The 10,784-nt window shown below is 42.1% G+C and carries 13 protein-coding genes and 1 rRNA gene; 9 read left to right on the forward strand and 5 right to left on the reverse strand.

From position 1 onward, the window contains the following. Position 1: 1 nt before the first annotated feature. Positions 2 to 511 (reverse strand): peptide deformylase, encoded by a 510-nt coding sequence (def, locus tag IMPJCBKJ_RS08430; protein ID WP_054554770.1) that lies wholly within the window; start codon positions 509 to 511, stop codon positions 2 to 4. A 118-nt stretch (positions 512 to 629) separates the two neighbouring features. On the opposite strand from def, the gene IMPJCBKJ_RS08435 reads away from it, so the two are divergent. From IMPJCBKJ_RS08435 to hemF, 6 genes are all read left to right on the forward strand, one after another. Beyond that, positions 630 to 1,748, forward strand: coding sequence for a LysM domain-containing protein (locus IMPJCBKJ_RS08435; RefSeq protein ID WP_054554769.1), 1,119 nt, complete (start codon positions 630 to 632; stop codon positions 1,746 to 1,748). Between the two features lie 30 nt (positions 1,749 to 1,778). Beyond that, positions 1,779 to 2,876 carry a DNA-processing protein DprA gene (gene dprA, locus IMPJCBKJ_RS08440; RefSeq protein WP_166339784.1) on the forward strand — a complete coding sequence of 366 codons (1,098 nt, stop codon included), beginning with the start codon at positions 1,779 to 1,781 and terminating at the stop codon, positions 2,874 to 2,876. Beyond that, positions 2,869 to 3,342: a DUF494 family protein gene (locus IMPJCBKJ_RS08445; RefSeq protein ID WP_054554767.1), complete on the forward strand. Its 474-nt coding sequence runs from the start codon at positions 2,869 to 2,871 to the stop codon at positions 3,340 to 3,342. The genes dprA and IMPJCBKJ_RS08445 overlap by 8 nt, the downstream gene beginning before the upstream one ends. A gap of 71 nt (positions 3,343 to 3,413) precedes the next feature. Beyond that, the gene (locus IMPJCBKJ_RS08450; protein ID WP_166339786.1) at positions 3,414 to 3,983 is read left to right on the forward strand and encodes a type I DNA topoisomerase; all 570 of its coding nucleotides are present in this window, start codon (positions 3,414 to 3,416) and stop codon (positions 3,981 to 3,983) included. Positions 3,984 to 4,017: 34 nt separating this feature from the next. Continuing rightward, complete coding sequence (locus tag IMPJCBKJ_RS08455; protein WP_054554765.1) at positions 4,018 to 4,584, forward strand: L-threonylcarbamoyladenylate synthase; 567 nt, start codon at positions 4,018 to 4,020, stop codon at positions 4,582 to 4,584. 2 nt (positions 4,585 to 4,586) lie between these two features. After that, positions 4,587 to 5,537, forward strand: coding sequence for an oxygen-dependent coproporphyrinogen oxidase (gene hemF / locus IMPJCBKJ_RS08460; protein ID WP_138602077.1), 951 nt, complete (start codon positions 4,587 to 4,589; stop codon positions 5,535 to 5,537). On the opposite strand, the gene IMPJCBKJ_RS08465 is transcribed toward hemF, so the two are convergent. From IMPJCBKJ_RS08465 to IMPJCBKJ_RS08475, 3 genes are all read right to left on the reverse strand, one after another. Next, positions 5,534 to 5,986: a hypothetical protein gene (locus IMPJCBKJ_RS08465; protein WP_166339788.1), complete on the reverse strand. Its 453-nt coding sequence runs from the start codon at positions 5,984 to 5,986 to the stop codon at positions 5,534 to 5,536. The genes hemF and IMPJCBKJ_RS08465 overlap by 4 nt on opposite strands. A gap of 66 nt (positions 5,987 to 6,052) precedes the next feature. Then, a complete protein-coding gene (locus IMPJCBKJ_RS08470) occupies positions 6,053 to 7,648 on the reverse strand; it encodes a methyl-accepting chemotaxis protein (protein WP_138617965.1) in 1,596 nt (531 codons plus the stop codon). 81 nt (positions 7,649 to 7,729) lie between these two features. Continuing rightward, positions 7,730 to 8,161, reverse strand: a complete 432-nt coding sequence (locus IMPJCBKJ_RS08475) for a group II truncated hemoglobin (protein WP_166339790.1) — start codon at positions 8,159 to 8,161, stop codon at positions 7,730 to 7,732. 41 nt (positions 8,162 to 8,202) lie between these two features. Between IMPJCBKJ_RS08475 and aroE the strand changes: the two genes are divergently transcribed. Together aroE and IMPJCBKJ_RS08485 are read left to right on the forward strand one after the other, a co-directional pair. After that, entirely contained in the window at positions 8,203 to 9,027 is an 825-nt protein-coding gene (aroE, locus tag IMPJCBKJ_RS08480) for a shikimate dehydrogenase (RefSeq protein WP_138617961.1), read from the forward strand. After that, positions 9,024 to 9,278, forward strand: a complete 255-nt coding sequence (locus IMPJCBKJ_RS08485; protein WP_054554756.1) for a DUF1488 domain-containing protein — start codon at positions 9,024 to 9,026, stop codon at positions 9,276 to 9,278. The genes aroE and IMPJCBKJ_RS08485 overlap by 4 nt, the downstream gene beginning before the upstream one ends. Here the strand turns inward: IMPJCBKJ_RS08485 and IMPJCBKJ_RS08490 are convergent. Continuing rightward, positions 9,275 to 9,808: a gamma carbonic anhydrase family protein gene (locus IMPJCBKJ_RS08490; protein WP_166339792.1), complete on the reverse strand. Its 534-nt coding sequence runs from the start codon at positions 9,806 to 9,808 to the stop codon at positions 9,275 to 9,277. The two genes, IMPJCBKJ_RS08485 and IMPJCBKJ_RS08490, sit on opposite strands and share 4 nt — an antisense overlap. A 534-nt stretch (positions 9,809 to 10,342) precedes the next feature. Between IMPJCBKJ_RS08490 and IMPJCBKJ_RS08495 the strand changes: the two genes are divergently transcribed. Further along, a 16S ribosomal RNA gene (locus IMPJCBKJ_RS08495) occupies positions 10,343 to 10,784 on the forward strand; the annotation flags it as partial.

Raw genomic sequence — 10,784 nt, forward strand, 5'->3', positions numbered from 1 at the left:
CTTATGATTTAGCTGCCAGCTTAGCTTCTTTCTCAAGCTTTTTACGGATTCGTTGGCGCTTTAAAGGTGATAGATAATCAATAAATAGAGTGCCTTTAAGGTGATCAAGCTCATGCTGAATACAAATCGCTAATAGCTCGTCAGCGTCTAGGCTGAATTCTTCACCATTTTCATTAAGCGCTTTAACAGTGACTGTTTCTGCGCGGTCAACTTTTGCATATGAATAAGGAACTGATAAACAGCCTTCTTCACTCACCGTTGAACCATCTTTTTTGGTGATTTCTGGGTTGATTAACACTAACGGTTGGTCGCGCTCTTCAGATACATCGATCACCACAATGCGCTGGTGGATATCTACTTGCGTTGCTGCTAAGCCGATACCGTTTTCGTCATACATAGTTTCAAGCATGTCTTTGACGATTTGACGAACTTCATCGTTTACTTCTGGCACTTCTTTCGCGATTGTACGTAAACGCTCATCCGGAAATCTTAAAACTTCTAACCTAGCCATAGTTACCTTTTACACTTGTGATTCATTTAGGGTATTGTATGCTCTTATTTTAGCCATTCGTGTTCACCTTTAACAGGTTTTGGTTGATAATAATCGAAAAACAACACAAGGAAGCCAAATGAGATACCCACTAGTTGCGGCTTTGCTAGCCTTTAGCAGTGCTTTTCCTGCAATTGCTGATGTGTTAACAATAAAAAAAGATGCGCCAAAACAATACGTTGTAAAAAAGGGCGACACACTTTGGGATATTTCTGGTGTGTATTTAGATGAGCCTTGGCAATGGCCTGACTTATGGCAAATGAATCCACAAATTGCGAATCCACATTTAATATACCCGGGTGATGCTCTCACTTTAATTTACGATAAAGACGGAAATCCTCGTTTAGTTAAAAATGCGCGTTATAAAAAACTCTCTCCAGAAGGGCGAATCACTCCAAAAGGCAAAAATGCAGTGCCTACCTTACCATTGGAATTATTACGCCCATATTTAAGCTATGAGCAAGCGATTAGCGCCGAAATTATTGCTGATAAACCCTATATTTTAGGCGCTAGTGTTAATACTAAAATGAACACCTTGGGGCATACACTCTATGTTAAAGGCGACCTGCATTTAAATGAAGCGTATGGGGTTTATCGAAAAGGAAATGACCTTGTTGATCCAAAGACCAATGAAGTATTGGCGAATAAAGCTGAGCTTGTGGCGATTGTTCGCTCATTTAGAAGCGGTGATGTAGCAAATGGCGTTCCTGCCTCAGTTAAGGTTGAGCTAGTAAAACAAGAAATTAAGCCGCATGACTTTTTAATGCCAGCAATGGAAGGGCAGATGTTGCCTGCCTATTTCACAATGAAACGTCCAGACACGGCTTTAGATGGCACGATAATCGCGTCAGCTAATGAAATGCGTGAATTTAGTACCATGGATATTGTTGTACTAAACTTAGGCTCGGACCAAGTGAAACCGGGTTTCGTCCTCGATATTCAACGTCAATCACCAGAAGTGTATGACGGTCGCAATGGTCCTCGCTACCGCGAAGACTCTAACAGCCTTGAGAAATTCATGACTGACGCAAATGAGCTGTTCGGTATCGAAAGTGACGAAGACAGTAGTGTATGGCATATGCCAAAGGAAAAAGTCGGTGAACTAATGGTGTTTAAGGTATATGACAATGTTAGCTACGCATTGATTGTGAAAAATCAGCACCCGATCCGAGTTGGAGATTATGCAGTTATAAACTAACTCACAATTTGGGCGCTCTAAGGAGGGAGCATGGCACAGGTTTCAGGCAAGCTATCCCATTGGCTTGCCTTTTATTTATGTAAAGGGCTTGGGATAAAAAGCCTTATTGCATTAAGTCAAAAGCAGCCACTGGATGAGCTATTTAGGTTATCTAGTTTAGAGCTTCAGCAGCTGGGCTTATCACAAAGCCAAGCCGATAACTTAGTTAATACCGATTGGCAATTAGTCGCCCACTATCAAGAGCAGATATCAACGCTTAAAATCAAAGTGATCAGTTATTTTGATAGCAACTATCCGCCCTTACTCAAACAAATAGCCAGTGCACCTATCTTATTATTTTGTTTAGGTAACACTGAGCTATTACGGTCACCACAAATAGCAATTGTCGGTAGCCGTAATGCCACACCAACAGGGCTTGAAATAGCTGCTGAATTTGCTCATCAATTATCTTCTGTTGGCATGACGGTGACATCTGGTATGGCTTTGGGCATTGATGGCGCAGCCCATAAAGGTGCATTAGCAGGAACAGGAAACACCATTGCTGTACTTGGTACGGGTATCGATATTGCCTATCCCAAACGCCATAGTTTGCTCATTAAACAAGTTGCAGAGCGGGGCTTATTGGTTTCTGAGTTCTTACCAGGCACTGCTGCTAATGCCGCTAATTTTCCGCGCCGAAACCGTATTATCTCTGGATTATCATTAGGTGTGTTGATTGTAGAAGCGCAGATTAAAAGTGGCTCTTTGGTTACCGTACGCTATGCACTTGAGCAGAGTAAAGAAGTGTTTGCAGTGCCGGGTTCTATAAAAAGCCCACTTTCAGAGGCGAGTCATTTTTTAATTAAGCAAGGCGCTAAATTGACAGAAAATATTAGTGATATTCTTGATGAAGTGAGCTTTTTCTGTGAAAACAGTCTATATAGTATAGAACAGCCCATAGCAGATGAACCCGACTGCCCAGTGTTCAAAAGTATAGGGTATGAGGTAACAAGTGTTGATCAAATAACACAGCGCAGCCAATTACCTGTAGACGAAGTACAAGCTCGGTTACTCGACCTAGAGCTCGCAGATAAAATCGAACGAGTACTAGATGGTTATATAAGACTGGGAGGACATAAACATGTTTGACATCCTCATGTATCTTTTTGAAAACTATATCCATAGTGAAGCTGAAATCTTTACTGAAGAGAACGAACTTACCGATGAGTTAGTTCGTGCTGGCTTCAATAAACCTGAAATCTACAAAGCCCTTGATTGGCTAGAGCAACTTGCAGACTTACAACAAAGCGATATCTACCCGTACCTTAATGCCCAACCACAACATGCTATGCGTATTTACACAGATAGTGAATGCCAAATGTTAAGTGTTGAGTGTCGCGGCTTTTTAATGTTTATTGAGCAAATTGGTGTGATTAACACCGTAACCCGCGAAATGGTGATAGATAGGCTTTGCGCTTTAGATAAACCATTTATTTCTTTGGAAGATCTAAAGTGGGTAGTGCTGATGGTGTTATTTAATGTACCTGGGTCAGAGCAAGCTTACGCACAAATGGAAGACTTAATATTTGACGAACCAACCGATGTATTACATTAATTCGACTTTGCTTGTATCTTTGTTGAGTTTGGGTATATTAGGCGAAAATTAGCCAACCCCACAGGAATCTTATGAGTAAAATCGACCATTCTCTTTTTTCTGCAGATAAACATGCACTCGAAAAAGAGTATGAGGTTTGCCCTAAATGCGGTTCTGAATTGGTTATGCGCAACTCAAAGTCAGGGCCATTTTTAGGCTGTGCCAGTTACCCTAAATGTGACTACATCCGCCCATTAGCTCATCACGATAGCCAACAAATAAAAGTACTCGAAGACAGTGCCTGCCCAGAGTGTGGCAAGCCATTGGTAATTAAAAATGGCCGCTACGGCATGTTTATTGGGTGTACGGGCTATCCCGAGTGCCACTATATTGCACATGATGAAGAACCTGACGGTGCCCCTCAGTTACCTGCTTGCCCGAAATGCAAAAAAGGCCAGCTGGTTGCGCGTAGTAATAAGTTTGGCAAAACCTTTTATTCTTGTGATGGCTATCCGCGCTGTAAATATACACTTAACCACAAACCTGTGGCGACCGAGTGTCCTGCCTGTCATTGGCCAATTATGACCGAAAAGAAAACTGCCTCAGGTGTTGTGTTACAATGCCCGCAGAAGTCGTGTATGCATAAGTTAGTCGAATCTTAATGCACTTGTAATTTGTTTATTTAGGAGAGTTTCTTTGTCTGATCCTGTTGCACAACCAGCCAATGCAATTGACGCTTTGCAGCAAGGCGGTGTGATTGTTTACCCAACCGAAGCTGTTTTTGGTCTTGGTTGCGATCCTGATAACCAATCTGCGGTTGAAAAGCTTTTAGCCATCAAACAACGCCCTGTAGAAAAAGGCTTAATTTTAATTGCTGACAATTATGGCCAGTTATTAAAGTATGTAGATGATGCCAAAATCCCCATGGATAAACGTGCTGATATCTTTTCACAATGGCCAGGTGCTATCACTTGGGTGATGCCGGCAGCAAAAGAAACGCCAAAGTGGTTAACTGGTCAATTTGATACTATTGCTGTGCGTGTAACTGATCACCCAACAGTAAAAGCCCTGTGTCAGCAATTTGGTAAGCCGTTAGTTTCAACAAGTGCAAACTTAACCGGTCAAGAAACGGTAATGACTATCGCACAAGCGAAAAGCGAATTTGCTGACATGGTAGATTTTTATGTTGATGAGCCGTTAGGTGGCAACAGCCAACCAAGTGTGATCAAAGACGCTGCGACCGGCAAAGTATTTAGAGGATAAACATGCAAAGCGAGCTACTCGAACAAGTTAAAACCTATTTAATGGCCTTACAAGATACAATTTGTCAGGGTCTTGAGAGTGCCGATGGCAAAGCAAAATTTGTTGAAGATAATTGGCAACGTGCAGAAGGCGGCGGTGGTCGTACTCGTGTTATCCAAGGTGGTAATGTCATCGAACAGGGTGGGGTAAACTACTCGCATGTTTTTGGCGCGTCAATGCCAGCATCTGCAACAGCGCATCGTCCAGAGCTCGCAGGTCGTAGTTTTCATGCATGTGGTGTGTCATTAGTGATCCATCCTAATAATCCACATATTCCAACGAGTCACGCCAATGTGCGTTTCTTCATTGCCGAAAAAGAAGGTGAAGATCCAATTTGGTGGTTTGGCGGTGGTTTTGATTTAACACCTTATTACCCTGTATTTGAAGATGTACAACATTGGCATCAGGTGGCAAGCGATTTATGTCAGCCATTCGGTGCATCGGTATACGACAAATATAAAAACTGGTGTGATGATTACTTTTATCTAAAACACCGCAGCGAAACACGTGGTGTTGGTGGCTTATTCTTTGATGATTTAAATGAGCTCGGCTTTGAACAAAGCTTTGCCTTTATGCAGGCGGTAGGAAATGGCTATTTAGATGCATACCTTCCTATTATTGAGCGCCGTAAAGACACGCCGACAACCGAACAGCAACGCGATTTCCAACTGTATCGTCGTGGTCGTTATGTTGAATTTAATCTTGTTTGGGACCGCGGTACATTATTTGGCTTACAAACCGGCGGACGTACTGAGTCAATTTTGATGTCGATGCCACCATTAGCACGTTGGGAGTATAACTATGTACCTGCTGCAGATAGCCCAGAAGCTAAGCTGTATCAGTACTATCTACGCCCGCAAGATTGGTTAAACAGCAAAGAATCAGATTTAGTTGCACGTCAGTGGCAGCTTTAATCAAGTATTGAAACCACTCTAATCAACATTGTGTTGTCACCCTCAACGAGGGTGGCGACACTGTCACTGTTAGGCAGCTCTGCCAAGACACTAAATAGCACTTCTACTTTTAATATCTCTAACTTATCAGATGGTGTATCAATGGGGGCACTAACCTGTGTTAAGCATTGACTAATATCACAGGCATAGAAATCAAGTTTCACCTCAAAATATTCAGGGTGCTGAATAAGCTTATCAAAACCATCAACAATGCTTTGTTCATGTTTATCGCTCTGTGAGGTTTTATCTTGACTGATAAGAGATTGAGCAATCTGTTGAATATCATCCTGATAAATATATTGATCAATAGTGCTTAGTTGATCAGCAGTATCATTCACGCTGTGCTGATAGGTAAATAATAGCGCTGCAATAATCCCAATGCAGACTAAAAGAGTTGTTATAAATTTCATTTAAACATCCTTATTTACTATGAAATGTATATAACAACTCTAGCAGTTGCACGAAAAGTGCGCAATTTAGCTTAATTTGAAGCGTCTTACTTGTTCATCCAGTGACCGTGCTAACGACAACAGCTCTTCACTGACTTTTTGGTTTTCATGGGCATCAACCAATGAGTGCTCGGCATTGTCACTAATTGCTATAACGCTTTGGTTAATTTCTTCAGCTGCTAGATTTTGCTGTTCAGTGGCATCAGCGATTTGCACGTTAAGTTGATTTATTTCGCTCATCTGCGAAGAAATATCACGTAGAGCTTTTGCAACTTGCTTAACTTGAACTGCTCTTTCGTCTGCTTCTTCGCAAGAGTTATTCATGGTATTAACGGTTTGTGCTGCTTCAGCTTGTAGTTTATCGATAGTGCGGCGAATTTCGTCGGTTGAGTCATGGGTACGGGTTGCTAAAGTACGTACTTCATCGGCTACCACAGCAAAGCCTCGGCCAGCTTCACCAGCACGAGCTGCCTCAATCGCAGCATTAAGTGCAAGTAAGTTAGTTTGCTCGGCAATGCTACTGATCACCTCGAGTACTTTACCAACGTCTAACGTTTGCGTTTGTAGTTGACTTACTTGCTCAGCTGCCGCTCTAACATCTGCCGCAAGTTGATTAATACTTTGCTCAGTGTGCTCAGCAACATGTAAGCTTTGCTGCGCAAGTTGATTACTGTGCTCAGACTTCTCAGATGCAAAATGGGTGGTGTTTTTTACTTCGCTTGATGAGCTTTCTAATTCGTTGATGGCGGCAGCGACCGAATCTGTCCCTTGCTTTTGCTTTAAGATCGCTTGCTCGGTGGTATCTGCTGAGGCATAAATGCTTTCGGCAGAGTGGATCAATACCTTAGAAGAATGAGAGACTTGGGCAATATTATCTTTAAACGCGCCTATCATGTGATTAAAGCTGGTGGCGAGAGAGCTAAGCTCGTCATTATTACTGTCATTTACCGTGAGGCTTAAATCTTTATTGGTGGTTGCCAGGTGCATGGTGTGGCTAATGACTTTTAAGCGTTTGATGAATATTTTTCTAAACATCACGGCCAGTAGTGAAAATGCAGTAATGAAAATAGTCGTTAGTAGTAGCGTATTCGTTAAGGTGTTTTGCGATACTTCTTGCTCAATATCAGCCAACGAATAACTAATTTTTACTACACCTAACACATCGCCTTCTTGTGCTTGATGGCAGCCTAAGCAGTTTGTTCCTTTATAATCACTGCGAGCAAACATAGGCTTAAGATAAGTCATCGTACTTTTTTGATTATCAATAAATAGTGCTTCAGTGCCTGTCAGTGCTTTTCGTTCAGCATCGTTAGTCGCAACTTGGTTGGCATTTCCTGGCCCATAAATTTTATTAACGATTGGACTACGAATGATATGGGCGTCTGCAATATTAGGATGGCTTCTTAATTTAGTACTCAGAATTTCGCGATTAGCCATAGTGCCAGTTAGCATCATGGTGTTAATAGAATCAAAATAATTATCGGCAAGCAGTTTTATGTTACTTTCAACGGTATCTTGCGCTAATTCATGCTGTTGCTGAGCGCTGCTGAATATACTGGCAAATAATACCAATACGCCTGTTAGTGCTAACAAGGCATAAATTTTAAATTGGATAGACTTCATCCGACGACGCTTTTTCTAAATTAAGGAAAATTTATTATCTTTATTTAGAAAAAGCGTACATTGATATAGCGCAAAGCTTCGTTAGTTTTGATTGATCATATGGCTGGCGAGTTGCGATAACGATTGTCTTAACCCTTCGCGCAGGAGTGGGTTATCAATCTCGATATCAAGCGTTTTATTCATACAATGCATCCATTGGTCACGTAGGTCTTGATCAATAGGGAAAGGCATGTGACGCTTTCTTAGCATTGGGTGACCATATTTTTCAACGAATAGGTCAGGGCCGCCCAGCCAGCCCGATAAAAATTCAAAGAAGACTTGGCGAATTCTATCTAAAGGCTGAGGATGCATATCATATAATGGTTTGGCGTATTCATCTGTGGCCATTATGTCGTAAAATCGATTTGCAATTGCTCGAGCTCCTGCGTCACCGCCAATAATTTCGTAAGGTGTTTTTTCTGGGGTAGGTGTTTCAGGCGTTGGTTTCGATTTAGAAAAAAGTCGTTTAATCATAATATTAATAAAGCTCTACAGGGCGAAGAGGTTGCTTCACTATGGACAAATACGCGGTTTTTGGAAATCCAATAAAACATTCGAAATCACCCGCAATACACGCACAATTTGCTGCATCATTAAACGAGCAAATACAATACAGCGCCATTTTAGCACCAACAGATGCATTTGAAAAAACTGTCGCTGAGTTTTTCGCTGCGGGTGGTAAAGGGGCTAATGTCACCTTGCCATTTAAAGAGCAAGCGTTTGCCATGGTCGATGAACTTACAGAGCAAGCGAAAATAGCCGGAGCAGTAAACACGATTAAACAACTCGAAGATGGTAGCCTGCTGGGGGATAACACCGATGGTGTAGGGCTTGTTAAAGATCTTTTAGCCAATAAAGTCACCTTAAAAAGGCAGCGAGTACTTCTTATTGGCGCTGGTGGTGCGGCGCGAGGCGTCATTCAGCCATTATTGAATGAGCAAATCGAAAGCTTAACAATAGCCAACCGTACCGCCGAAAAAGCAAAGGCGCTAGCGAGTCATTTTAATGGTGAAATTGATGTGCAGGGCTTTGCTTTGAATGATATCCCAGCAAACAACTATGATGTGGTGATTAATTCAACCTCAAGTAGCGTAACGGGAGAGCTGCCTGGTATAGCAAAAGAGTGCGTTGCTAAGTGTCAGTGCGCTTACGATATGTTTTACGCGAATGATGATACGACATTTACATGTTGGGTTAAGTCGATTAACCCAACATGTTTAACTCTCGATGGTTGTGGCATGCTTGTTGGTCAAGCGGCACAGGCTTATTTTGTATGGCGCAATAAAATGCCAGAAATCATTCCCGTTGTTAGCGCGCTTAAAGCAGGAGAAATTGCGTGAATCAAGCTATCCAATTTATAGACAGACTCGAATTTAAGCCTGAAGAAAAGCAGTTGGTGTTTTTTGCCCAAGTTAGTGGCTTTATGGTGGAGTGTGTTATTGATACCAGCAAGTATGATTTTGCAGATCAAAGCAGTGCAGTTAATTACTTTGAATCTTATCGTTTCGATTACGAAGAGCTCGCCGAGCAGCTGATCGAAGATGAGCAGTATAACTCGGCAGGACAAATCGAATTAACTGAGGTGTTTTAGCCCTCAGCTAAGTATTCATCTTTAAGCTGAACATAATTATCAGCAGAGATATTTAAAAAGGCGCGCTCTTGCTCTGTTAAAGGGCGAGCCTGTTTAACAGGGCTACCGACATAAAGGTAACCAGACTCTAAACGCTTGTTAGGTGGTACTAATGAACCACCACCAATGATCACATCATCTTCAACAATTGCGTTGTCCATCACAATTGCGCCCATCCCAACAAGTATACGATTACCAAGTTGGCAGCCGTGTAGCATAACTTTATGACCAACAGTGACATCATCACCAATAATAAGAGGGTAGCCATCGGGGTTTGACTGAGAGGCACGTGTTAAATGTAAAACACTGCCGTCTTGAATATTCGTACGTTCACCAATACGTATATAGTTAACATCACCTCGCGCAGCAACAAGAGGCCATACACTTGAATCTTTACCAAGCGTAATATCACCCACTAAAACCGATGACTCATCAATATAAACACTATTATCGTATGTCGGAATGATCCCTTTATAAGAACGGATAGTCATAAATTCACCTTTTAATTTTAAAATGCGCTCAGTCTAGTGTAACAGCGAAGCAAATAAATACACCAAAACAGAGCTAAATTGACTGCTAAACAGCCAGTTTTAGGGTGTTTAGTTCAAAAGCTGAGCGAACAGTACGTTTTTTTAAATTTTATTGAAAAAAGTGCTTGCGTAAAAAATCCATCTCCCTATAATGCGACCCCACTGACACGGCGGGCAGCAACGAAAGACGCTAAACAACGTAGCAGAGAGTTAAGTGAAACTTCGGTTTCAAATAATCGAAAGAAAGTTTGAAATTAAGTGTTGACTCGAAAAATTAAGGATGTATTATACGCATCCCTAGCGACAACGTCGCAACGTTCTTTAACAATATAAAGCAATCATCTGTGTGGGCACTCGTACAGATTGAGTTCTAACAGCGAAGCTTAGTTTACTAAGTGGAGCAAAAAAATTTAGAGTCTCAATTTCTTATGAGTGACTATATAGTCAATTTATACAGAATTCATTGAGCACGGAACTTCGGTTTCAAAAAACTTTTAATTGAAGAGTTTGATCATGGCTCAGATTGAACGCTGGCGGCAGGCCTAACACATGCAAGTCGAGCGGTAACAGAGAGTAGCTTGCTACTCTGCTGACGAGCGGCGGACGGGTGAGTAATGCTTGGGAATATGCCTTATGGTGGGGGACAACAGTTGGAAACGACTGCTAATACCGCATGATGTCTACGGACCAAAGTGGGGGACCTTCGGGCCTCACGCCATAAGATTAGCCCAAGTGGGATTAGCTAGTTGGTGAGGTAATGGCTCACCAAGGCGACGATCCCTAGCTGGTTTGAGAGGATGATCAGCCACACTGGGACTGAGACACGGCCCAGACTCCTACGGGAGGCAGCAGTGGGGAATATTGCACAATGGGCGCAAGCCTGATGCAGCCATGCCGCGTGTGTGAAGAAGGCCTTCGGGTTGTAAAGCACTTTCAG

This window comes from Pseudoalteromonas sp. MB47 (genome assembly GCF_011319765.1).
GTDB classification, from domain to species: domain Bacteria; phylum Pseudomonadota; class Gammaproteobacteria; order Enterobacterales; family Alteromonadaceae; genus Pseudoalteromonas; species Pseudoalteromonas simplex.